At 49.9% G+C, this 24,529-nt stretch carries 21 protein-coding genes, 1 tRNA gene and 1 other RNA gene; 18 read left to right on the top strand and 5 right to left on the bottom strand.

All coding sequences use genetic code 11. The annotated features are described in order from the left end of the window. Window positions 1–20 precede the first annotated feature (20 nt). The gene (locus JMW05_RS04495; protein ID WP_201504181.1) at window positions 21–2,486 is read right to left on the bottom strand and encodes a YgiQ family radical SAM protein; all 2,466 of its coding nucleotides are present in this window, start codon (window positions 2,484–2,486) and stop codon (window positions 21–23) included. A gap of 204 nt (window positions 2,487–2,690) precedes the next feature. Next, window positions 2,691–3,158: an Lrp/AsnC family transcriptional regulator gene (locus tag JMW05_RS04490; RefSeq protein ID WP_201504180.1), complete on the bottom strand. Its 468-nt coding sequence runs from the start codon at window positions 3,156–3,158 to the stop codon at window positions 2,691–2,693. Between the two features lie 372 nt (window positions 3,159–3,530). Here JMW05_RS04490 and rarD point away from each other — a divergent pair, with 372 nt between their 5' ends. Next, complete coding sequence (rarD, locus tag JMW05_RS04485; RefSeq protein WP_265090593.1) at window positions 3,531–4,520, top strand: EamA family transporter RarD; 990 nt, start codon at window positions 3,531–3,533, stop codon at window positions 4,518–4,520. A gap of 90 nt (window positions 4,521–4,610) precedes the next feature. Here rarD and JMW05_RS04480 read toward each other — a convergent pair whose 3' ends face one another. Then, window positions 4,611–5,330 carry a YidX family protein gene (locus JMW05_RS04480; RefSeq protein WP_201504178.1) on the bottom strand — a complete coding sequence of 240 codons (720 nt, stop codon included), beginning with the start codon at window positions 5,328–5,330 and terminating at the stop codon, window positions 4,611–4,613. Between the two features lie 419 nt (window positions 5,331–5,749). On the opposite strand from JMW05_RS04480, the gene JMW05_RS04475 reads away from it, so the two are divergent. Both JMW05_RS04475 and JMW05_RS04470 read left to right on the top strand, forming a co-directional pair. Beyond that, a complete protein-coding gene (locus tag JMW05_RS04475) occupies window positions 5,750–7,069 on the top strand; it encodes an ammonium transporter (RefSeq protein ID WP_227691541.1) in 1,320 nt (439 codons plus the stop codon). Between the two features lie 10 nt (window positions 7,070–7,079). Further along, window positions 7,080–7,706 (top strand): hypothetical protein, encoded by a 627-nt coding sequence (locus JMW05_RS04470; protein WP_201504177.1) that lies wholly within the window; start codon window positions 7,080–7,082, stop codon window positions 7,704–7,706. Between the two features lie 120 nt (window positions 7,707–7,826). Here JMW05_RS04470 and smpB read toward each other — a convergent pair whose 3' ends face one another. Beyond that, entirely contained in the window at window positions 7,827–8,303 is a 477-nt protein-coding gene (smpB, locus tag JMW05_RS04465) for an SsrA-binding protein SmpB (protein WP_201504176.1), read from the bottom strand. Window positions 8,304–8,506: 203 nt separating this feature from the next. Between smpB and coaD the strand changes: the two genes are divergently transcribed. The 13 genes from coaD (at window position 8,507) to pdxJ (ending at window position 19,684) form a co-directional block, all read left to right on the top strand. Next, window positions 8,507–9,004, top strand: coding sequence for a pantetheine-phosphate adenylyltransferase (coaD, locus tag JMW05_RS04460; RefSeq protein WP_201504175.1), 498 nt, complete (start codon window positions 8,507–8,509; stop codon window positions 9,002–9,004). 22 nt (window positions 9,005–9,026) lie between these two features. After that, on the top strand, window positions 9,027–9,275 hold the full coding sequence (locus JMW05_RS04455) for a YfhL family 4Fe-4S dicluster ferredoxin (RefSeq protein WP_201504174.1): 249 nt from the start codon (window positions 9,027–9,029) through the stop codon (window positions 9,273–9,275). A gap of 144 nt (window positions 9,276–9,419) precedes the next feature. Then, a complete protein-coding gene (bioA, locus tag JMW05_RS04450) occupies window positions 9,420–10,736 on the top strand; it encodes an adenosylmethionine--8-amino-7-oxononanoate transaminase (RefSeq protein ID WP_201504173.1) in 1,317 nt (438 codons plus the stop codon). A 91-nt stretch (window positions 10,737–10,827) separates the two neighbouring features. Then, entirely contained in the window at window positions 10,828–11,538 is a 711-nt protein-coding gene (gene bioD / locus JMW05_RS04445) for a dethiobiotin synthase (RefSeq protein ID WP_201504172.1), read from the top strand. Window positions 11,539–11,605: 67 nt separating this feature from the next. Next, an RNA gene (gene rnpB, locus JMW05_RS04440) (RNase P RNA component class A) lies at window positions 11,606–11,972 on the top strand. A gap of 142 nt (window positions 11,973–12,114) precedes the next feature. Beyond that, a tRNA-Met gene (locus JMW05_RS04435) sits at window positions 12,115–12,191 on the top strand. Window positions 12,192–12,581: 390 nt separating this feature from the next. Then, window positions 12,582–14,381, top strand: coding sequence for a translation elongation factor 4 (gene lepA / locus JMW05_RS04430; protein ID WP_201504171.1), 1,800 nt, complete (start codon window positions 12,582–12,584; stop codon window positions 14,379–14,381). 56 nt (window positions 14,382–14,437) lie between these two features. Beyond that, window positions 14,438–15,340: a signal peptidase I gene (gene lepB / locus JMW05_RS04425; RefSeq protein ID WP_201504170.1), complete on the top strand. Its 903-nt coding sequence runs from the start codon at window positions 14,438–14,440 to the stop codon at window positions 15,338–15,340. 114 nt (window positions 15,341–15,454) lie between these two features. Continuing rightward, window positions 15,455–15,850 carry a DUF4845 domain-containing protein gene (locus JMW05_RS04420; RefSeq protein ID WP_201504169.1) on the top strand — a complete coding sequence of 132 codons (396 nt, stop codon included), beginning with the start codon at window positions 15,455–15,457 and terminating at the stop codon, window positions 15,848–15,850. Window positions 15,851–16,086: 236 nt separating this feature from the next. Then, on the top strand, window positions 16,087–16,884 hold the full coding sequence (rnc, locus tag JMW05_RS04415) for a ribonuclease III (RefSeq protein WP_201504168.1): 798 nt from the start codon (window positions 16,087–16,089) through the stop codon (window positions 16,882–16,884). A gap of 175 nt (window positions 16,885–17,059) precedes the next feature. After that, window positions 17,060–18,085 carry a GTPase Era gene (gene era, locus JMW05_RS04410; RefSeq protein ID WP_406947471.1) on the top strand — a complete coding sequence of 342 codons (1,026 nt, stop codon included), beginning with the start codon at window positions 17,060–17,062 and terminating at the stop codon, window positions 18,083–18,085. An 81-nt stretch (window positions 18,086–18,166) separates the two neighbouring features. After that, a complete protein-coding gene (recO, locus tag JMW05_RS04405; RefSeq protein ID WP_201504167.1) occupies window positions 18,167–18,898 on the top strand; it encodes a DNA repair protein RecO in 732 nt (243 codons plus the stop codon). Window positions 18,899–18,934: 36 nt separating this feature from the next. Then, window positions 18,935–19,684 (top strand): pyridoxine 5'-phosphate synthase, encoded by a 750-nt coding sequence (pdxJ, locus tag JMW05_RS04400; protein ID WP_201504166.1) that lies wholly within the window; start codon window positions 18,935–18,937, stop codon window positions 19,682–19,684. Between the two features lie 127 nt (window positions 19,685–19,811). Here pdxJ and JMW05_RS04395 read toward each other — a convergent pair whose 3' ends face one another. Further along, entirely contained in the window at window positions 19,812–20,471 is a 660-nt protein-coding gene (locus tag JMW05_RS04395) for a prepilin-type N-terminal cleavage/methylation domain-containing protein (RefSeq protein WP_201504165.1), read from the bottom strand. Between the two features lie 553 nt (window positions 20,472–21,024). On the opposite strand from JMW05_RS04395, the gene JMW05_RS04390 reads away from it, so the two are divergent. Next, complete coding sequence (locus JMW05_RS04390) at window positions 21,025–22,296, top strand: OmpA family protein (RefSeq protein WP_201504164.1); 1,272 nt, start codon at window positions 21,025–21,027, stop codon at window positions 22,294–22,296. 339 nt (window positions 22,297–22,635) lie between these two features. Then, the gene (gene typA / locus JMW05_RS04385; RefSeq protein WP_201504163.1) at window positions 22,636–24,477 is read left to right on the top strand and encodes a translational GTPase TypA; all 1,842 of its coding nucleotides are present in this window, start codon (window positions 22,636–22,638) and stop codon (window positions 24,475–24,477) included. The last annotated feature ends 52 nt before the right edge of the window (window positions 24,478–24,529 follow it).

Raw genomic sequence — 24,529 nt, 5'->3', positions numbered from 1 at the left:
CGCAAGGGATACTTTGGGTCTTATTTTTGTTTGCGTGGTGGCAGCCCTGTGTGCTGGGTTTGGAAGTTGCCTTTTTGCACGCGTTTGCGCGCAGGCGGCTTGCCTGAGGCGTTTTGCTTGCTGCTTTGGCTGCCATTACCGTCTTGTTTGCCGCGGCGTTTCACAGAGTCGTTACCCAGACGGCTGTTCTTTTTACGTGCCGATTGATAGCTGTCTTGCCCCGCGTCGCGTCCCTCTAGGCTTGCATTAAATGGCGGGATAAGACAAGCGCGACTCTTACCAATCAAGTCACTGCGCCCCATGGCTTTTAGGGCATCACGCAATAGCGCCCAGTTTTTGGGGTCATGGTAGCGCAGGAATGCCTTGTGCAATTTGCGCTGTTTGCCCGATTTGACGATGGTCATATCGCCTTTGGTGCGGTTGATTTTATGCAGCGGGTCTTTGTGCGTGTGGTACATGGTGGTCGCAGTCGCCATCGGACTTGGGTAAAACGCCTGTACTTGATCCGCGCGAAAGCCGTTGCGTTTGAGCCACAGTGCAAGGTTCATCATGTCTTCATCGGTGGTGCCAGGGTGCGCGGCGATAAAGTAAGGGATGAGGTACTGCTCTTTGCCTGCCTCGGCACTAAAGCGCTCGAACATGGCTTTGAACTCGTCATAGCTGCCCATGCCAGGCTTCATCATTTTTGACAGTACGTTGTCTTCTGAGTGTTCAGGGGCGATTTTTAGATAGCCGCCGACGTGGTGCGTGACCAGCTCTTTGACGTACTCAGGGTCTTTGACCGCCAAGTCATAGCGCAGACCTGAGGCGATGAGGATTTTTTTCACGCCTTTGATGTCGCGCGCTTTGCGGTACAGCTGGGTTAGGTTGCTGTGGTCGGTGAGTAGGTTTTCGCACACGTCAGGATAGACGCACGAGGGCTTGCGGCAGTTTTTCTCGATGGTCTCATCTTTACAGCTTAAGCGATACATATTCGCTGTTGGACCGCCAAGGTCCGAGATGACGCCCGTAAAGTTCGGCGCGGTATCGCGGATGGCTTCGACTTCGCGCAAGATAGATTCTTCTGAGCGGTTTTGGATAATGCGCCCTTCGTGCTCAGTGATGGAACAAAAGGTACAGCCGCCAAAACAGCCGCGCATGATATTGACCGAAAATTTAATCATATCAAAGGCAGGGATACGCGCATTGCCATAGCTTGGGTGCGGCAGGCGAGCGTATGGCAAGTCAAAGATATAATCCATCTCTTCGGTCGATAGCGGCACAGGTGGCGGGTTCAGCCAGACATCAATCGCGGTCTGCGCGTTACCGCCCATGCTGTGACGCTGCACAAGGGCGCGGGCGTTACCAGGGTTGGTTTCCATATGCAGGATACGGCTGGCATGCGCGTAGAGTACTGGGTCAGATTTGACGTGCTCATAGTCGGGCAGGCGAATTACCGTCTGCTCGCGTGGCGGCAGCTTTAGTTTGTGCTTACGTGCGGTTTTTGGCTTGTCAAATGCGTTATCAAAGCCGCGTAGCTGCACCACTTGGGTGTCGGTATCGACTTGCTCGGCGTTGATGATTTTATTGGCGACAGGCTCGGCGACAAAGCCTTGATACTGCGACGCCATCGATGACGGCATGGCTTGTCCGACAGGTGAGTCGCTCGGCTTTTCTTGCTCAATCTTGCATTGGTCAACGTCTTCGGTCATCACGTAAGGATTGATGATTGGGTCAACGCGCCCGACGGTATCGACATCATTACTGGCGATTTCGGTCATGTCCGTTTGCCAGTGACGGCGCGAGGGCGTCAATAGGTACGCCGCGCCGCGCAGTTTGCTCATTTGCTCAAAGCTATAGCCTTTTGACAGACCATGCACCACATCGACGATGGCGCGTTCGGCATTGCCATACAATAAGACATCGGCGCGCGCATCCAGCAAGATACTGCGGCGTACCTTGTCCGACCAGTAGTCGTAATGCGCGATACGGCGCAAGCTGCCCTCGATACCGCCTAGGATAATCGGCACATCGGGGTAGGCTTCGCGGCAGCGCTGGCTATAGACGATGGCGGCGCGGTCGGGGCGCTTGTCCGCGACATTGCCAGGCGAGTAGGCGTCATCGCTGCGGATTTTGCGGTCGGCGGTATAGCGGTTAATCATGCTGTCCATGTTGCCCGCCGTCACGCCATACGCGTATACAGGCTTGCCCAGTTCCATAAACGCGTCTTTGCTCGTCCAATCAGGCTGGGCGATGATGCCCACGCGAAAGCCTTGCGCCTCAAGCAAGCGTCCGATAATCGCCATGCCAAAGCTCGGGTGGTCGACATAGGCATCGCCCGTCACGATAATCACATCGCACGCGTCCCAGCCGAGCGCGTCCATCTCCGCACGGCTCATCGGCAGATAGGGCGCAGGCTCGTAGCAGCTTGCCCAATGTTTGTCGTAGTCATAAAGTGGCTTGGTGCCTTGTTTAAAGGCGGTGCGGGCGATGGTATCGGCAGACATGGGCGACCCTTTGGCTGATTGGCATAAGTGGCGTAAAACGGTGACGGCGCACCGTTTAAAAAACGGCTCATCTTATCATGAATCCATCTCAGGTTGTGTAAAACTGCCCAAATAACTGCGAAATTATCAACAGATAAGTTATTGATAGTTTAAGAAAAAATGTCGATAAATAGCGCGTGCTTTGTGCCTTATCCAGCGCAAATTTTAATCCAGCGCAATCTTGGTTCCACTTTTGGTGAAGTTCATCACAAACTGACTTTTAAAATGGCGCACGTTGTTTTCATCGGTCAGCACACTGCGGGTAAAGCGGTGATAGTCGCTCATGTTTTTGGCATTGACCACCAATAAAAAATCCACATCGCCTGAGACTTCATAGCAGCTCATCACCTCAGGCTGCTGCGTCATCAACCGCTCAAATCGGCTTTGCATCAGTGTGTTGGAGCGCTGCATCTCTATCATTACCACGGCGGTTAAGCCGTAGCCAACCTTGTTGGGATTGACGATGGCGACTTGTTTGGTAATCACGCCTGTATCGGTTAGCGCTTGGATACGGCGCTGCGCGGTTGCGGTAGACACGTGTACCACTTCTGCGATGCGTTTTAGGGGCAAGGTCGCATCGTCTTGTAATAAGTTCAAAATTGCCTTGTCAATGGCGTCGAGCTCGTGTTGCATGGTTCCTCCTATCTTGCGCTATAAAAAATACTTGCCGTCAAATGCCAATAGAAAAACATGTCCTGATAAACACGCGAGATTAAACGATATTTTTCTTGCTTGCTGTGACTGCGTCTTTTGATGCTGCGAAAAACATCATTGAATCTCGCCGCATTGGTTTTAAAAAAGACATGTCTGTATTGTGCCCAAAATAACGCGTAAATGAACATAAATTTCATAAAATTATTAAAAACGATAAAAAAGTAAGAAAAATAGCTTTATTTAGAAAAATATATTCATAAATACGCAAATTTAGAGAAGCGTTATCACTGACGGCCTTTACACTGTGCGCTATATCACCTCTTATCACAATAATGACGTATGGTGTCTGCGATGCTATCTACTGTAACTTTAAAATCAAGATTGCCAGCCTTTGGCTTCGGCAACTACTGGCACAGCCTGTCAGCGAGCGAGCGCGTGTTGATGTCAGGCATTGCGCTGCTATTATTTTCTAGCGTGCTGTTTGGCGTGCTGTATTTGTATAGCAATTTTTTAGCGCCGTTATCAGGCACGCAGGTGTTTTTATGGCGTATCGTTGCGATGTGGACGGCGCTGGTGTCGGTGCTTATGGTCAGTGGTCGCTTGGGCGAGCATGTGGCGATTGTGCGCGGTTTGCGTACATGGCGCGCGTGGGCGTTATTGCTGCTGCCGACGCCGATTTTTTTGAGTCAGTTTTGGCTGTTTATGTGGGCGCCTGTCAACGGTCAGAGCATCCAAACCGCGATGGGCTATTTTTTATTGCCGTTGACGATGGTGCTTTCAGGCTGCGTGGTATTTAAGGAGCGTTTAAGCCCGTTACAGTGGCTCGCGGTTGGCTTAGCCGTCTTGGGCGTGAGCGCGGAGATTTGGCGCACGCACAGCGTGTCTTGGGCGACCTTGTGGGTGTGCAGCACCTATCCGATATATTTTGTCGTGCGCCGCGTGCAGGGCATCAGCGCGGTGACGGGACTGCTGTTTGATTTGACCGTTGCCTTGCCGTTTATCTTGGCGTATCTGTGGTGGATTGACAGTAGCAGCCTTGCGATTGTCGGCAGCTCGGGATTGATTATTTTAATGCTCGCGGGGCTTGGCGTAATTAGTGTCTTGGCGATGAAGACCAATATTGATGCCAGTCAGCTGTTGCCGCTCAATGTCTATGGCATGCTGAGCTACGTTGAGCCCGCGATTTTGTTTGTGCTCGCGGTGACGGTGCTGGGCAATCCGCTAGAGACGGCGATGCTTTATAGCTATGGCTTGATTTGGCTGGGGATTATGTGTTTGCTCGTGCATGGCGCGCGGCAGATGCGCCGTCCGCAGCAGGCAAAAAATGCGCTGTCTGCTTAAACTGAAACTGTCTTAAAGTAAATAAAAAAGCCGTCCTCACTTAATAACGTGGGGGCGGCTTTTTTGTGTTTTACGTTTTGTTATTGCTTATTAATCTGCGGCTTTTTCAAGGATTTGTAGCGGCAGGGTCACCACGTCAAAGGCAAGGGCAAAGGGCAGCAAAATCAGCTTGTCTGCGGTGGTTTTTGAGTTGTTACGTACGTCTTGTTTGTTGGTATAAAACGAGACGGTGTATGGCTTGCTGAGCGGGCGGTAGTTGGCACGGATGACGTTTAGATTACTGACCGCAGGATAAATCGCGCCGCGTACAGGCACGTCAAAACAAAAGCGCTGCGCGTTGATACGATTGTCGCTGTCGGTGGTGCAGTCCTTGCCATCGTTTTGTAAAAAGTACTGATAATCGCGCTTGCTAAACTCTTCTTTGAGCTTGGCATAAGACAGGCGCATGTCACCTTCAAAGTAGCCGTCGTTGTTCGGCACTTCAAATTCCATGGCGTTTTTGACCGTGATGTATCTGGGGTCAAGGTTGCTGAGCAGGTTAATCATCTCCGTGCCGCCTTCGGTCAGCACATAGCTTTTTTTCTCACCGATGATGACCATCGACGCGTTGGGCGTGCGTGGCAGCATTTCGGCAGGTTTACCAAAGGCGACGATTTGGTCGGTAGACAGCACTACTTTTTGCGTATCGGTATAAGACGCGCCTTTATTGAGCACGCTGCTGGTGGCACAGCCTGAGCTGACAAGCATAGTCGCGAGTGCGGCTGTGGCGAGTAGGGTTTTGTAGGTCGGACGCGTTAATAATTGAGACATGGCGGTTTCCATCAATAAGCACAAGGGACAATGAAAGATAAACTTTCGTTGGTATGTTAGCTGGTTTTGCGGGTGTTTTGCTAGTGTCCGCCTCGTTATATTTTGTGGTGGGTATTGCCTATGGTCGCTGATTTTGTCTCCAAGCGCTCGGGTGACTGATTCGTTTTTTAGCCAATGCGCTGCCGCATGCACGGATAAAAACACCGCTTGGCATACGTTTTGCTTTGATAGACCCGCGACCAATAGCGGTGGCAACACACCCTCCGTCGCACCATTTTGGGGATTTTTGGATAACAGCATTGTTTGGAGTAAATGGAATGAAACAAACTTTTTTTGGGCGTAACTGCCGTCGTGTTTTGCCAGCCTCATTGCGTGTCGGCGCAGCAAGTACACAGCAAAGCACCGCGATGGGCGCAGGTATCAAGGCAATGCTCGTGGGCGGGCTGCTCTTGGTAGGTATAGGGCAGGCGCAGGCGGCAGAAGCGGTGCTGAGCGTGACTGAGCTGCTGGAGTATCAAAATATTGCGTGGATTATTTGGGCGGCGGTGCTGGTGTTTTTTATGCAGGCGGGCTTTGCCTTATTAGAGAGTGGCTCGGTGCGCGCCAAAAACGCGGTTAATGTGATGATGAAAAACTACACCGACATGTGTATCGGCGGCTTGTGCTTTTATCTGCTGGGCTTTGGGCTACTCATGGGCAACAACGACACGGGATTTTTTGGCAGCGACCACTTTATGCCGACCAATCTGTCTAATCTTGAGTGGGCGATTTTGTTCTTTCAGATGATGTTTGCGGCGACGGCGGTCACCATTGCCAGCGGCGCGATGGCGGAGCGGGTGTCCTTTGTCGGCTATGCCATTGCCGCCTGCGTGATTTGCTTGTTTATTTATCCTGTGTTTGCCAGCTGGGCGTGGGGCGGTTATTTTGGCGGCGCAGGCTGGCTTGCTGAGCGCGGTTTTGTCGATTTTGCTGGCTCTACGGTGGTGCATTCGATTGGCGGCTGGCTGGCGCTGGCGGGCATCATCGTGATTGGTCCACGCTTGGGACGGTTTGCCCCTGATGGCACGCCGCGCTTGATTGCGGGGCACAATATGACGTTACTCGCGCTCGGCGGCTTTATTTTATGGTTCGGTTGGTTTGGTTTTAACGCAGGCTCGACGCTGTCTATCACGGGCAATATTGGGCTGATTGCGCTGAACACCTTTATGGCGGCGGTCAGTGCGGTGGTGTGCTATACGCTGATTTGTTTTTCAATGAAAAAAGCGATTTTGCTCAGCGACAGTATCAATGCGAGTTTGATTGGCTTGGTGGCGATTACCGCAGGCTGCGCCACGACCACACCGCTGTTTGCCATTATTATTGGTATGGTCGCGTCTGGGGTGTATATCATCAGCAAGCAATTACTTTTAAAGCTTCAGATTGACGATGTGGTCTCCGCCGTTGCCGTACATGGTTTTGGCGGGGTGTGGGGTACGCTTGCGGCAGGGCTGTTCTATTCAGGGGACTTATTTAACCTAAGTCGTTTGGGCGTGCAGGCAATGGGCGCGGGCGCAGGGCTGGTCTGGGGACTGGGCTTGGGTCTGCTGATGTACAAACTGATTGACGTGACCTTTGGGCTAAAAGCCAGCCGACTGCACGAGCAGCGCGGGCTGGATTACACCGAACATGCCGAGCTTGGCTATCCTGAGTTTCAAAAGCAGCTGTTCGATGCCAAAGGCTTGAGTGAGCGTCATCTATAGGAGAGAGGGCATGAGTGGCACTACACCATCGGTAAAACAGACCGTATCGTCAATGGCTTCGGTACTCAAACCGTACCTTGAGCGCGAAGAGATTGCGCAGCTTACCGCCGCATGGCAGCAGCATTCGACAGTCTCTGTTAAGATGATTCAGCAATGCGTCATGGACACCACCACGCAGTATCCCAAGCTCAAGCGCTACAAGTCCGATATCCGTAAGGCATTTTGGACCGCGACCTTGCATACAGAAGCCTCACACGATGAGGAAGGGTCAAGCGCGTCAGCTCTCACAAATCAGCAGGCGAGCGTCAGTGCTTTGGTCAAGGCGTTTTATAGTGTGATGCTCAGTTTGCGTGCGCAGCTTGATGACACAAGCGCTGAGCAGCTGTTTGCCATACTGCACCAAACGGTAGCAAAAGAGCGCACCTTTAGAGGGCATCATATAGAGATAACGGCGTTTTTAGACAATAGATGCCCGACCGTGCCGAACGACGCGCATCTGTTAAACAACATCGTACAGCTCGCTTATGTGTGTTTGTGCGATGTCGAAGGTCCTGTGGCAGCGGACGATATGTTTTATCAAGTGGCAGAGGCAGCCAAGGCGGAGCACCCCAACGCGGTGGTTGAGCAGCTGTTTTAAGCTGTCTTGAGTAAAACAGTCTTAAATAAAAAAATTAAGCAAAAAATATCAAATAAAAAAGCGGCGGTGCTGAGCGTAGCGCCGCCGCTTTTTTGTATATCAACAATCCATAGCGGACAATTAGTCCATATGCTGTTTAAAGCCGCGCTCTTTGTCACGTTCCCAGTCGCGGTCTTTGGTAGTTTTGCGTTTGTCGTGCAGTTTTTTACCTTTGGCAAGCGCGATTTGGCACTTGACCAGCGAGCGCTTCCAGTAGCAGGACAGCGGCACGCAGGCGTAGCCTTTTTGATTGACCGCACCGTATAGAGTGTCAATCTCGCGGCGGTTAAGGAGTAGCTTGCGTGTGCGGATGTTGTCAGGGCTGATGTGCGTCGAGCTTGAGAGCAGCGGCTGAATGTGCGAGCCGAACAAAAACGCCTCGCCATCACGCAAGATGATATAAGCCTCCGTGATGCTCATTTTGCCTGCGCGGATGGCTTTGACTTCCCAACCTTGCAAGGAAATGCCCGCTTCAAAGGTCTCTTCGATAAAGTATTCGTGCCGCGCTTTTTTATTGGCGCAGATTTGATTGTCTGGTTTTTTAGATTTTTTTGACATGGTGTCCTCGTTGTTGCCTATCCTTAGTCAGTGCTGAGCCTTGATGACACAAGGCGCGCACGTGAATAAGTCGAACCCGCATTGTAACAAAGCCTGCGCCCATTGTGTATGACGATAGGGGGCACAAATGTAGCGGATGAGTATTAAAAGTGGCTAAAATTTGCTAGCATACGCACTGATATCCACCGACCTGACAGCCGCTTATGACCCCAACGACCCCGCAGCCTACCAAAGTTTTGTATCCTGGCACCTTTGACCCCATTACCAATGGTCATGTGGATTTGGTGACGCGCGCGTGTAAGCTGTTCGACGAGGTGGTGATTGCGGTGGCGCTTGGGCACCACAAAAAGCCGCTGTTTAATTTTGAAGAGCGCGTGGCGCTGGTCGAGACGGTGTTTGCTGATTTACCGCAAGTCTCCGTCGTCGGTTTTGAGGGCTTACTTGTGGACTTTATGCGCGAAAAAAACGCCACAGCGGTGCTGCGTGGACTGCGGGCGATGTCGGATTTTGAATATGAGTTTCAATTGGCAAACATGAATCGCGAGCTGGATGAGCATTTTGAGGCGGTGTTTTTGACGCCCTCACAAAACTATTCCTTTATCTCCTCGACCATGATTCGCGAGATTGCCAAATTGGGCGGCGATGTCACCAAGTTTGTGCCGCCGTGTGTGTCGCGCGCCTTTGCCCACAAGCTGGGCTAGCATTTTATCCTAAGGAGCTGTCATGGCACTATTGATTACCGATGAGTGCATCAACTGCGATGTCTGCGAGCCTGCCTGCCCCAATGAGGCCATCTCAGAGGGCGAAGACATCTATGTCATCAATCCTGATTTGTGTACCGAATGCGTCGGGCATTTTGATGAGCCGCAGTGCGTGGTGATTTGCCCTGTCGATTGTATCCCCAAAGACCCCAATCACGTCGAGAGCGAAGGCGATTTATTGGCAAAATACAAGCGCTTGACGGGGCAGTAATACGTTTTTTAAAACTGTTTGATACCAAGCAAAAAGGGCGGTGTTGTTGATGATGCCGCTACCTGCACCTCTTTTTTATCCTCTATACAGCGTTGTCTCTTATCTGTATGCATCAAAAATAAGGGCGCCTGATAGGAACCTGTTATGTCCTCATTCCCATCTGAGCAACCACTGCTAAACAATACCGACGACTTTGACCAACAGCATCTATGGCATCCGTATGCCAGCTTGCCGCCTGCCTATCCTAATTTGGTGATTGACCGCGCCGAAGGGGTGTATATCATCACCCAAGACGGCACGCGCCTGATTGATGGTATGTCGTCGTGGTGGGCGAGCGTGCATGGCTACAATCATCCTGTGCTTAATGCTGCGATACGCGCGCAGCTCGATAAGATGGCGCATGTGATGTTTGGCGGTCTGACGCATCAGCCTGCGATTGATTTGGGCAAAAAATTATTGGACATTGTGCCCGCTGGACTTGATGCAATTTTTTATGCCGATAGTGGCAGCATCGCCGTTGAAGTGGCGCTGAAGATGGCATTGCAATACCAAATTGCCAGAGGCTATGGGCACAAAAAACAATTTGCCTCCACGCGCTCAGGCTATTACGGTGATACGTGGCACGCGATGAGCGTCTGCGACCCTGTAACGGGCATGCACAGCCTATACGGTCGTCAGCTGCCGATGCAGCATTTTATTGATGCGCCGCCGCTCGGCTTTTCGCGTCCGTTAGAGACGGCGGAGCGCGAGCAAGTCACGGCGTTTTTTGCCGAGCAGGGGGCTGATTTAGCAGCGTTTATTATTGAGCCGATTATTCAGGGCGCTGGCGGGATGCGCTTTTATAGCCCTAAGTATTTGCAGCTTGTGCGCCAGCTGTGCGATGACTACGGCGTGCTACTGATTGCTGATGAGATTGCCACAGGCTTTGGTCGCAGTGGCAAGCTGTTTGCCTGTGAGCATGCCGATATTTGCCCTGATATTATGACCATTGGCAAGGCGCTGACGGGCGGCTATATGAGCTTTGCCGCGACCCTTTGTACGCGTCACGTAGCGGATACCATTGGACAGAGCGACTATCCTGCCTTGATGCACGGTCCGACCTTTATGGGCAATCCTTTAGCGTGCGCGGTGGCGTGCGCCTCGGTGGATTTGATTGTCTCGTATGACATCCCGACCCGCACTGCCCACATGCAGCAGCTGATGGCGGATATGCTTGCGCCTGCTAAGGACTTGGTAGGGGTAAAAGAAGTGCGCTGCTTGGGTGCCGTGGCAGTGATTGAGCTGGTAGATGCGGTCGATATGCCGACGTTTCAGGCATTGCTGCTTGAAGCGGGCATTTGGGTGCGTCCATTCGGTCGACTGGTGTATATCATGCCGCCCTATGTCATCAGCGATGATGAGCTAAAGACACTGTGTAGCGCGCTACTGACAGTGCTGCAACATTATCTGACATCTGAATAATGACGGGCGCGGAACTACAAGCATGCACTGCTGCTGGTAGTGCATGACCCGCCAACCCCCTTTGTCCAACCGATTAGAGCATAGGAGCCTTATGCGCGTTTTATTCATCTCAGGCATCGATACCGAAATCGGTAAAACCTACGCCACAGGCATGCTTGCCCGCGCCCTTCAAGACCAAGGCGTCAAGGTCATCACGCAAAAGCTGATACAAACGGGCGTTGAGCAAGCGGCGATTGCTGAGGATATTCTGACTCACCGCCAGTTGATGGGTATAGAGGTGCAGCCTTGCGATACAGACCACACCACCTGTCCTTACCGTTATACCAAGCCTGCCTCCCCGCATCTGGCCGCCGCCTTATCAGGGCAGACGCCAGACATGCGCCTTGTCAGCGAGGCGACCGATAAGCTGGCGAAGGACTACGAGGTTATCTTATTAGAGGGCGCAGGCGGGCTGCTGGTGCCGATTACCGAAGACTTACTGAGCCTAGACTATATCGCCGAGCAAGGCTATCCTGTGGTACTCGTGACCTCAGGACGGCTGGGCAGCATCAACCATACGCTGCTTAGCCTTGAGGCAATAAAACAGCGCGGTCTTGTCGTACACAGCGTGATTTACAATCACATCCACGATGACGACGCGCAGATTGCTGCCAGCAGCATCGACTATCTACAGCATTACCTAAAGACGCATTACCCTAGCACGCATTGGCTCGCTCTGTCTGCGGATAAGGCACAATCGCCTGACTCTGCCGCGTCTGAATACCTGCTGCCAGCACTGCCGCAAGACTTTTTATCACGCTGATACAAGGCGTAAAAATAAGCCAAAAAGGCGGTTCCCACAGCCATTAGGGTTTGCTATACTAGCGCGCTTGGTAGACTAGGCAATCGCCGCTACTTGCTGGCAACAGACAAGTGGAGGAGGAAAGTCCGGGCTACATAGGGCAGCGTGCCAGCTAACGGCTGGGCAGGGTAACTTGACGACCAGTGCAGCAGAGAGCAGACCGCCTGTGATTGCCTTTGGCATCATCGGTAAGGGTGAAAGGGTGCGGTAAGAGCGCACCGCGTGTCTGGTAACAGTTCACGGCAGGGTAAACTCCACGCGTAGCAAGACCAAATAGGCATCGGCATGGCGCGGCCCGCGTTCGATGCGGGTAGGTTGCTTGAGCGTATTGGCGACGATACGCCTAGATGAATGATTGCCCACGACAGAACCCGGCTTATCGGTTTACCAAGATTATTTTTGCTGTCGCCTTGTCCTTTGGGCATGGATATAGCAGGTCATGAAAAAAAATGACCTTTTTTTAAAAAAGGTGTAAAAAAAGTATGGCTCAGGGGTTGACGATAGGTCACTGCTTGGGCATAATACTGAGCCTCAAATGGCGATGTAGCTCAGCTGGTTAGAGCGCACGACTCATAATCGTGAGGTCGAGAGTTCAAGTCTCTCCATCGCCACCATATTCCGCACTTTCGTGCTAAAAAGAGCCAATCCTTCGAGATTGGTTTTTTTTTGTCCAACAATCAGGCACAGCCGTTATCAAGGTGGCGGGTTCTCTTTATGAGAAGCAAAGCTGCCGCGTCTTTTAGGGCAGGTTTGTCTCCTGCGCAGCAGACCAGCCAGCGTGCGCCCCTTTTGCAGGCAATATATAGCGCCTTGATAAATTCGCCTTACTTTATAGCCGAAAGCTGCTAGAATACGGTCACGTGTTTCTCATCGCTGCCGCCACAACAGACGCACCGTCTTGGGCAGGCAAACAGCGGCCAAATCGGTGTTTTGGGCGATACAACACGACTGATATTTTATTTTCCACGATGATTCTTTAATCACCATGATTTAGTAGGCGCTTTGTGACTGCACTAGCTAACATTCGTAACTTTTCTATCATTGCCCATATTGACCACGGCAAGTCGACCTTGGCTGACCGTTTTATTCAAATGTGTGGTGCGCTGCAAGACCGCGAGATGCAAGCGCAGGTGCTCGACTCGATGGATATTGAGCGCGAGCGCGGTATTACCATCAAGGCGCAATCGGTCACGCTGTATTACGACCACCCAAACGGCGAGCGCTATCAGCTCAACTTTATTGACACCCCAGGACACGTGGATTTCTCATACGAAGTCTCGCGCTCACTGGCAGCGTGTGAAGGCGCGTTGTTGGTCGTTGACGCCGCGCAAGGCGTTGAGGCGCAATCGGTTGCCAACTGCTATACTGCGGTGGACCAAGGTCTTGAGGTGATGGCGGTTTTGAACAAAATCGACTTGCCACAAGTTGAGCCTGAGCGCGTGATTCAAGAGATTGAAGACATCATCGGTATTGAAGCGGTAGACGCGCCGCGCGTATCGGCAAAGTCAGGTCTTGGCGTGGATAAGCTGCTTGAGGCATTGGTGGAGTATATCCCAGCCCCAGAAGGCGACCGTGATGCGCCGCTACAAGCATTGATTATCGACTCATGGTTTGACAACTATTTGGGCGTGGTGTCCTTGGTACGTGTGCGTGAAGGAACCGTCAAGCAAGGCGACAAGATTTATATCAAATCGACCAAAGAAGCGCACCCTGTCAGCGCCATCGGTGTGTTTACCCCCAAGCCGCTAGACACGGGTATTTTAGAAGCGGGCGAAGTCGGCTTTATTATCGCAGGTATCAAAGACATTGCTGGCGCACCTGTGGGCGATACCATCACCCATGCTAAGACCCCAGACGTTGAGCGCATTCCAGGATTTAAACAAATCACGCCGCAGGTCTATGCAGGTATGTTCCCTGTAGATTCAAACGACTTTGAAAAGTTCCGTGAAGCGCTGCAAAAATTGCAAATCAACGACGCGGCGCTATTCTTTGAGCCAGACACCTCAGACGCCCTAGGCTTTGGTTTCCGCTGCGGCTTCCTTGGAATGCTGCACATGGAGATTATCCAAGAGCGTCTAGAGCGCGAATACAACTTGGATCTAATCACCACCGCGCCATCCGTCATTTACGAGATTGAAAAGAAAAGCGGCGAGACGCTGTATATCGATAACCCCTCAAAGCTGCCTGAGCCAAACAATATCGAAGCCTTCCGCGAGCCGATTGCCCGCTGTCATATCCTTGTGCCACAAGACTATTTGGGCAACGTGATGACGCTGTGCATCGAGCGCCGCGGCGTACAGGTGGACATGCGCTTTATGGGCAAGCAAGTGCAGCTGATTTTTGATATTCCGATGGGCGAGGTGGTCATGGACTTCTTTGACCGTCTAAAATCGGTATCTCGCGGTTTTGCGTCGCTCGATTATAATTTTGAGCGTTACCAGACTGACAAGTTGGTCAAGGTTGACGTGTTGATTAATGGCGAAAAAGTCGATGCGCTCGCGATGATTTGTCACCAAGAGCAAGCGCGCTATCGCGGCAATCAGCTGGTCACGAAGATGAAAGAGCTGATTCCACGTCAGATGTTTGATGTGGCGATTCAGGCGGCGATTGGTAGCCAAATCATTGGTCGCAGCACCGTTAAAGCCATGCGTAAAGACGTATTGGCAAAATGTTATGGCGGTGACGTCTCACGTAAGAAAAAGCTGCTGTCTAAGCAAAAAGAAGGCAAAAAGCGCATGAAGCAAGTGGGTAGCGTGGAGATTCCACAAGAGGCCTTCCTTGCCGTATTACAGGTCGACAATTGATCGATTGTCATTTGCAAACAAGCCGCAATGCGACGTGCGCGGATAGGTAGCTGAGTATGGATTTCGATTTTAACTTGATTTTGGTGCCCTTGACCTTGGTATTGGGGGTTATCTGGCTGATTGATAAAGTGGCGCTCAAGCAGCGTAAAACACGCGGACGCGGTCAAGAGAGCATTTTCATACGCTGGGCTTATGACTTTTTTCCCGTATTGGCGGTGGTGTTAATCGTACGCTCTTTTTTGATTGAGCCGTTTAATATCCCCTCATCGTCTATGGTACCGACCTTGTACACGGGCGACTTTATCGCTGTGAACAAATACGCCTATGGCGTGCGCTTGCCGCTGACGTATAATAAAGTCATCGACACAGGCAGCCCTGAACGCGGCGATGTGGTGGTGTTTCGCTACCCTGAAAACCCCAACATTTATTATATCAAGCGTTTGATAGGTTTGCCTGGCGATACGGTCAGCTTTGACAATGGTCAACTGTCTATCAACGGCACGCCTGTACCTACAGAAGTAGCAAACTTTACCCCAGACCCTGAGCTGACGTCTCAGCTGTACGCGCCAGGCGAAGTGGCACCAGGGCAAGTGTTTGATGAGCAGCAAGCCAAAGAAATGGGCGAGTCAGAAGAAGTGGATGCCCAGTATCTGCAAGAGACCCAAGGCGAGCATCAGCATTTGGTGCGCTATATCGCGGGCATGAACAGCTCACAATACGGACCATTCTTGCAGTCGCAGTCGCCTGAAGTGGTCAGCTCACAGGGCAAGCAGTGGCAAATCACGGTGCCTGAAGGCGAGTACTTTATGATGGGTGACAACCGCGACCGCAGTGCTGATGGGCGTTTTTGGGGCTTTGTACCCGATGAGAATTTGGCGGGTAAAGCGGTGTATGTCTGGATGCACAAACCTGCAGGCTTGACGCTACCGACCTTTAGCCGCAATGGTACCATTAACTGATGCCGTGTTTTTCATACGGTCTGCTTGTACTTTACGCAAAAGAGACGTTATATTAAGCATAACTGAAACGCCGTCTATCAAGACGCGCTTGTGATTGAATGACGAGGAGCTGTCATGAACCATCTATCCACCAGCCTATCAGCACAGCGCGGTGCCAGCGTTACGGGTGTGATATTTTTAGTCATTGGACTGGTGGTGGCAGGTAAGTTGCTGGCGGCGATTTTGCCTGCGCAAATCGGCGATTATCAGACCACAAAGCTGTTAGAGACGGAGCTGCATGACGCGAACCAAGCACGTCTGAGTGATAAAGCGTTTGTGGACAAGCTCAACAAACAGCTGAGCATCAATGCCGACTATGACACTGAGGCTGAAGAATTATTTACATTTACGGATAAAAAAGCAGGGCAGCTTGCCATTCATAAAAAATACGAAGTGACACACAACTTTTTTGGTAATGTGGACATTGTGAACCGTTTTGAAGGCGACATCACCCCCAAACCTGCAGAATAATACACAAAACTGACTACCGTACGGCAATCGCACACCACACGCAGCACACGTACCGCGCCTATATGCTGTTTGTTTATGCCTTTGATGGCGTAGCAAATCTGCAAAAGGGACGCAACAATTCATTGATACATCGCAAAAGCATTTGTGCCATTATCTGTAGCGATGCAGATAGTGACTGCCGGCCATAGACGACCATTACCTACTGCGAACCATATAGGATAGCCAAAAAGCAACGCATGAAACCAACTGTACCCCAATACAAAGCGACGTCCGCTACCAACAAACATGATCTTGCTACCGAGGTAGTGCCTGTCAGCGCTGATTTTTTACAGCGTCTGGCGGTGTTGACGCGCAAATTGGGTTATGTCTTTAAAGACCCAAGTTTGCCACGATTGGCATTGACCCACCGCTCCTTTGACAGCAAAAAAAACTACGAGCGTTTAGAGTTCTTAGGTGATGCGCTGCTCGGCATGATTGTCGGTGAGGCCTTATACCATCGTTACCCCACTCAGAATGAAGGTCGCCTAACGCGGATGCGCGCGACCTTGGTACGCCAAGAGTCGCTAGTGACCATCGCACAAAAGCTTGAATTGTCTAACCATCTGATTTTGGGTGTGGGTGAACGCAAAGGCGGCGGGCGTAATCGTGCCTCTATCTTGGCCGATGCGGTCGAGTCTTTGCTTGGCGCTATTTATTTAGACAGTCAAGACATTGAAGTGACGCGCAGCTGCGTGCTGTCTTGGTATGGCGACTTAATCGACAATGTCAACAACCAAAAAATGCTCAAAGACGCCAAAAGTCGCTTGCAAGAATGGCTACAGTCCAAGCAGTTTGATTTGCCGAACTATGAGCTGGTCGAGACGCAAGGCAACGCGCCGCACCAAATTTTTGTGGTACGCTGTCAGGTGAACATTAAAGGTTGTCCTGATATCGTTGAGTCGGGGGAGAGCCGCCGTATTGCTGAGCAAAAAGCCGCTGAACTGATGATCAATCAATTGCATAAGCTGCCAAGCGCCAACAAAAAGCGCCCCTAAGCCGTCTTTATACTTTATATATCGCCACCCTTTATTTTTCGCTATTTTTATAGGTTTTAGACAGCGCTGACCCCCTTAGATTAAGCATCGCGCTGCTTGCATACCGCCATAGGATTGACCCATGAGCAACCAAAACGACCCATCTGCTGATACCCACGCGACCGACGCGCTAGAGATGTCAACGGATAATGCGCCAGTGTCTGACGCTACCATCGACACTGATACAGATACAGACAACGCCATTGATGCTTTTTTTGCGCCCAGTGGTAAAAAGGCCTTGGCAGAAGATTTTAAAGCAGGCTATGTCGCGATTGTTGGTCGTCCCAATGTGGGCAAATCGACCCTTATGAACCACCTGCTTGGGCAAAAACTGTCTATCACCTCACGCAAACCACAAACCACGCGCCACCGCATTCATGGCATTTTGTCTAATGATGAGATGCAGGCGGTGTTTGTCGACACCCCAGGGATTCACCACAACGAAGTGCGCGCAATTAATGAGCGTATGAACAAGGCTGCGGTATCAGCGCTTGTTGATGTGGATTTGGTGTTGTTCGTGGTCGATTCTGATCAGTGGCGCGACGATGATTTATTGACTTTGCAAAAGCTGGGCGAGACCAATTTGACCGTGGTGCTCGTGATTAACAAAGCCGATACCATCAAAGACAAAGGCAGCATTTTGCCGCTTATTGAAACCTTTAATGACAGCTTTGATTTTGCTGATATCGTGCCCGTTTCTGCGCTGAAAAACCAAAACCTTGAGCGCCTGCAGCAGGTCATCGCCTCACATCTGCCATTGGCCGCGCCGATTTATGATACTGAGCAAATCACCGACCGCTCAGAGCGTTTCTTAGCCAGTGAAATCATCCGTGAAAAAATCATGCGCAGTGCAGGCGATGAAGTGCCGTATGATTTGACCGTACAGATTGATGAGTTTAAAGACGAAGCGGCGCACACCGACCCAAAAACTGGTCGCCGCCGCAAAGCATGTACCTTTATCGATGCGACCATCTATGTCGAGCGCAGTGGGCAAAAAGCCATCGTCATCGGCGAAAAAGGACAGCGTATCAAACAAGTGGGCATGGATGCGCGTAAAGATATGGAGCAGCTGTTTGACAAAAAAGTCATGCTGACCCTGTGGGTGAAGGTCAAACGCGGCTGGTCAGATGATGAGCGCGCATTGACCAGTTTGGGCTATTAATGCTTAGGGCATAGACTGACTGGGCTGCGCTTACATAGGCGCAGCTATGGTTTAACTGCCCATTATTATAAAAGAGTCGCTATGCGTAACGAATCACTGACTGGATACTTATTGCATCAGCGCTCTTATCAAGAAAAGCGCGCCCTATACTGTCTGTTTTCTAAAGAACATGGCGTAGTGCATGGGGTGGGTAAAAAAGGTGCACCGTTATTTACAGGATTGCAGCTGTTTGCCACAGGCAAGCGTGAGCTTAAAACCTTCTCTCAAATCAATATTGCCCCTACCTTAGAAACGCCCGCCAGATATCAAAGTATCCAAGGTCAGCAGCAATACGCCGCGCTGTATCTTAACGAGATACTGTGGCGCTTGCTGCCCGTCGAAGACCCAATGCCTGAGTTATGGCACGCCTATCAAGACAGCCTACAGCAGCTTGCCCATCCAGTAGATGCGGTCTCGCTCAAATGTCTCCTACGCCGTTTTGAGCAAGCGCTGTTTATGCATTTGGGCTTTGCGCTTTCGCTTCAACAAGACCATACCCAAGCGGTGATTGAAGGTCAAAAATACTATCAGTTTATCGCAGATATTGGCTGGCAGTCTGTGCCTGCTGATAGCGAGTCTGAGTTTTTGAGTCGTCAGGACGTGTTTTTGGGGCAGACCATTTTAGATATGGCGGCGACAGGTATTGCTGCCAGTACCGTTGGTGCATGGTCGCGGCTGTATCGATTGCTGATTGATCATTTGCTTGAGCATCAACCGCTACAAAGCCGCCTACTGTGGCAGCAGCAGCAGCGCTATCAGCAGACGCATGACTGATGCGATGGATAAGACAAGAACAATAAGGAGAATATCATGAGTACAGAGGCATCCAGACCTTTACTTGGGGTGAATATTGACCACGTGGCGACATTGCGCCAAGCGCGCGGGGTGGCTTACCCAAGCCCACTTGCTGCCGCCTTACTGTGTGAAGAAGCGGGCGCGGATGGTATCACCATTCACTTGCGTGAAGACCGCCGCCATATTCAAGATGCGGACGTGTATGCTATTGCTGAGCAGCTCACCACACGCCTGAATCTAGAGATGGCTGCTACCGAAGAGATGCTGGGCATCGCTTTAGAAGTGCGCCCATATTGGGTGTGCCTCGTCCCTGAAAAGCGCGAGGAGCTGACCACAGAAGGCGGTCTAAATGTCGCAGGTCAAGTGGCATGGCTGACACCCTATATCGACAAGCTGGCGCAATCGGGTATCAAAGTGTCGTTATTCATCGACCCTGATGAGACACAAATTCAGGCGGCGATTGATTGCGGCGCGCACGCGATTGAGCTGCATACTGGTGCGTATGCAGAGTTTGGCCTCGCAAAAGATAAGGATTCCGAAGCTGCCGAGCTTGAGCGTATCCGTCACGCCGTGAGTTTTGCAAAAGCCCAAGCGCCAGAACTGATTGTTAATGCAGGGCATGGGTTGACCCAAGACAATGTGGCTGCAATTGCACGCATTGACGGGATTTACGAGTTAAATATCGGTCACGCCTTGATTGCTGATGCGGTGTTTGTCGGCCTGCCTCGTGCAGTTGCTTTAATGAAAGCCGCCATGCAGCAGTAACTGTATTCTTAATGCCAAAGACCGCTGCTGGTATACCTACGAGCAGCGGTCTTTTTGTTGAGATGTGCATGGCTGACAGATATATACAACGTGACTGGCGGCAAATGAGGCAGCCACGTTGTATAGGTCATGTACAGTCTGTCGGCTCTGCTACCGAATCAGGTTTATACGTGGCAATACCTACCATATTAAAAGAGACTTTGTATTTTTGCTGGCGGTAGTTGGCAAGCGGGCAGTATTTGATGTGCCCCATATATCCGCGAGGCGTGCCGCTGTCCGCTTGAAACAGAACGTAATGTCGATTGGCCGCGCGCAAATGCATGGTGCCATATTTTGGCAGCAGGCTGTATTCTCTGACCAGTGTGTCACTGGCCACGCTGTAGTTTTCGTCATCGTTATTATCAATAAATAGTAAAAGCTTCTCTGAGCCATCTTTGTGACAGCTGCCTGAGGCATCAGCCAAACACAGCAAAACGTCATGGCGTAAAGACAAGCTCTCAATTTTTGCCTCTTTTATGCTGTTTTCAATCGTTTTACGTACGCCCTTACCCTCTTGCGCCGCGAACATATCTGTTACAAAAGGAGTGGCTATGACAGCGAGTATCGTGAACACGCTCACTGTCACTAACATCTCAATAAGTGTGAATCCAGATTGTAACGAAGCAATTCGATGCAACTGAATGTTTCTACGAATAAGCAATTTTTTTGCTCGTGCTGCATAAAATAGACGGCAAAAGTATTCTATTGATATGAAAAACAAGCGTAAATATTTTGATAGCGATGACATGGCAAGTATCACAGATATAAAAATTTAAAGATAAATAGTCAATAAACAACACATTTTTACCGGTTTATAGCTCTGATATTGAAATTAGGCTACAAAAAGAAAATTTGTTATGTAGATACACTAAATTTTTTTAGTAAAATAATGTTTGCTATGTGAATATAAACGAAATATAGCACGAATGTCAAAAAATGTTTTAATTGGTGAATTTGGCTTGTAAAGGATAGAGAAAAAAATGCTTCTGTATTAGAATCAGCAAAACAAGAGTAAGTCGTGCTTACGGTTTATTGCAGCGTAAAGCAAGAAATGTACAAGCGTGCAAGGGTTGTTAACAACCATTCACAAATGTATATCAATACGTTCTGCTTCTAACGCTGTCGTGTAATATTGTGTAGCTGCCTTACAAAAAAAGTTGTAAACTGAATTGATAGTCGATAAGCTACTTTCTAATTGGTTTTGTTGTACGATTACACATTGATAAAAAATGTTTAATTATGTCATTTAGAATGTAGTCTTTTCTGACGCATTACTTAAATCATCCTTTGGAGGAAGTTTCATGAAACTTAACAAAATTGCTATCGCCTTATTGGCTGTTGCAGCTGCACCACTATCAGCAAATGCTGGCGTAACCATCAGCCCACTATTACTTGGCTATCATTACAGCGAAGGCGCTGACGACGAGCAAAATGACTTGTTCAAAAGCGGCTACGACACTTCTGCCCCAGGCGAAGCGCGTAACGACGGTATCTATAAAGAAAACGGCCTATACACTGGCGCAGCGCTAGGTGTTGAGCTAACTCCATCAACTCAGTTCCAAGTTGAATACGGCGTGTCAAATACTGACGGCGTCAGCGAAAACACTGATATGGAATTTGACGTTGAGCAAGAAACCATCTCTGGTAACTTCTTGATCGGTACTGAAGAGTTCACAGGCTACACTGACAGCGCACTAAAACCATATGTATTGGTTGGTGCTGGTCGCTCTAAGATTGAAATCGAAAACCAAGACGCACTTCCTATTACCAACACCACTGAAGCCAACCAGCAAGGTCAAGTAGTGCCAGCAGGTACTCTAGTATCTGAATCTACCGACACTATCGGTAACCTAGGTCTAGGTGCTATGTACCGCATCAACGACGCACTAAGCCTACGTGGTGAAGCGCGTGCAATTCACAACTTCGACCAAAACTGGTGGGAAGGTATGGCTCTAGCAGGTCTAGAAGTTGTACTAGGTGGTCACTTAGCACCTACCGTTGCTGTACCACCAATGGAAGAGCCAGAAGTAGTTGAAACGCCAGTTATCGACGTTGACCCAATCGACGAAGACATGGATTCTGACGGCGACGGCGTATACGACAGCATGGATCAATGCCCGAACACCCCAATGAACAAGGTTGTTGACGAGCGCGGCTGCCCAATCACTGTCGACGTTACTGACGAGCTAAAAATGGAACTGCGCGTATTCTTTGACAATGACAAATCAGTCATCAAGAGCCAGTACCAGCCTGAAATCGCTAAAGTAGCAGAGAAGATGCGTGAGTATCCAAACTCTACAGCGCGTATCGAAGGTCACGCTTCAAAAACTGGCCCATCAGCACGTTACAACCAGCGTCTATCAGAAGCGCGTGCAATGGCTGTGAAATCAATGTTGACTAACGAATTTGGTGTTGCACCAAACCGTCTATCAACTATCGGTTACGGCTATGACCGCCCAATCGCACCAAACGATACTGAAGAAGGTCGTGCAATGAACCGTCGTGTATACGCCATCATCACTGGTGACAAAACCATGACTGTTGACCAAACTAAAGACATGGTTATCCAATAATCTACTCTTATGAGTATTAGGAAAACCGTTTAGTTTACAAAAAAAGCTGCCATTATGGCGGCTTTTTTTTGGTTATGTGGACAGATAATTGCGTAATTTCATAAATATAACGAACAATGATGTTATACTAGCCGCCCAAACACTTTGTAGCTAAGCGAAGTGTCTCAAGCATGGCTGACGGTACGATGGATGTATCGGTGTGGATGTTTTGCTTTTACTGTGGTGCTGTATTTGTGTATAGAGATAAGCACAGTAAATTATCTGGCTGATTAATCATAACAGTTTATCCAGCGGCGCTTACTGCTACTGCATTTTATTAAGACGAAACGAGCATTTTATATGGCGAACGACATTAAATACCTGCGTAACATTGCAATCATTGCCCACGTTGACCATGGCAAAACCACCCTAGTTGACAAATTGCTGCATCAATCAGGTACCTTTGGCGACCGTGCAAACGTTGCTGAGCGTGCGATGGATTCAGGGGATATTGAGCAAGAGCGCGGTATTACGATTCTTGCAAAGAACACCGCTATCAAATGGCAAAACAAAAAGACCGATACGGAATACCGCATCAACATCGTTGACACCCCAGGTCACGCCGACTTTGGTGGTGAGGTTGAGCGTGTTATGTCTATGGTAGACTGCGTATTGTTGGTGGTTGATGCCGTTGACGGTCCTATGCCGCAGACCCGCTTTGTTACCCAAAAAGCTTTTGAGCAGGGTCTAAAACCTATCGTTGTTATTAACAAAATCGACCGTCCAGGCTCACGTCCTGATTGGGTGATGGATCAGATTTTTGATTTGTTTGACAACCTTGGTGCAACCGATGAGCAGCTTGACTTCCCAGTCGTTTACGCCTCAGCACTAAACGGTATTGCTGGTCTTGAAGCAGACAACTTGGCGGATGATATGACGCCATTGTTTGAGACCATCGTTGATGTGGTTGAACCGCCACAAGTAGAGGCAGATGCGCCTTTCCGTATGCAAATCTCAAGCCTTGATTACAATACGTTTGTTGGGGTTATCGGTATTGGCCGTATCCAGCGCGGTAAAGTCAGCACCAACACGCAAGTGACGGTCATCGACAAAGCGGGCAACACCCGTAACGGCCGTATTCTAAAAATCATGGGCTACCATGGTCTTGAGCGTGTGGATGTTGAAGATGCACAAGCAGGCGACATCGTTTGTATCACTGGTATTGATGCGCTAAACATCTCTGACACCATCTGTGATCCTAACCACGTTGAAGCTTTGCCACCATTGACCGTTGACCAACCAACCGTTTCAATGACGTTCCAGGTCAACAACTCACCATTCGCAGGTCGCGAAGGTAAGTTTGTGACCTCACGTAACATCCGTGAGCGTTTAGAGCGTGAGTTGATCCACAACGTAGCACTACGTGTTGAAGACACCGAATCTGCGGAGAAGTTCAAAGTATCAGGTCGTGGTGAATTGCATCTTTCAGTATTGATTGAGAACATGCGCCGCGAAGGCTTTGAGCTGGGTGTGTCACGTCCTGAAGTTATCGTTAAAGAAATTGACGGCAAACTACAAGAACCGTATGAAAACGTTGTATTTGATGTTGAAGAAGAGCATCAAGGCGCAATCATGGAGCAGGTTGGTCTGCGTAAAGGCGAGATGACCAACATGGAGCTGGACGGTAAAGGTCGTATGCGTATCGAAGCGACCATGCCAGCGCGTGGTTTGATCGGTTTCCGTTCTGAGTTTTTGACCCTAACCTCAGGTTCAGGCATCATGACCTCAAGCTTCTCACATTACGGCCCACAAAAGGTCGGTGATGTTGGTGGTCGTAGTAACGGCGTATTGGTATCAATGACCAATGGTACTTGCCTAGGTTTTGCTCTATTTAACCTACAAAAACGCGGTAAGCTATTCGCTGAGCCACAGCTTGAAGTGTACGAAGGTATGATTGTTGGTCAGAACTCACGTAGTGATGACATGGTGGTGAACCCAACCACAGGTAAGCAGTTGACCAACGTACGTGCCAGTGGTACGGACGAAGCATTGACGCTAACCCCAGCGGTAAAATTCACGCTAGAGCAAGCGCTTGAATACATCGAAGATGACGAGTTGGTAGAAGTAACGCCGCAGTCTATCCGTATGCGTAAGCGCTTCTTGACTGAAAGTGAGCGTAAGCGTCACGGTCGTAAGAAGTAATTGATTGTCTGTATAGGCATGCACAAAAAAGGCTAACCTCGGTTAGCCTTTT

The sequence above is a fragment of the Psychrobacter aestuarii genome (assembly GCF_904846035.1).
Classification (GTDB): Bacteria; Pseudomonadota; Gammaproteobacteria; order Pseudomonadales; family Moraxellaceae; genus Psychrobacter; species Psychrobacter aestuarii.
Note: the sequence above shows the minus strand (reverse complement) of the source record. Positions and strands in the feature narration are given on the sequence as shown.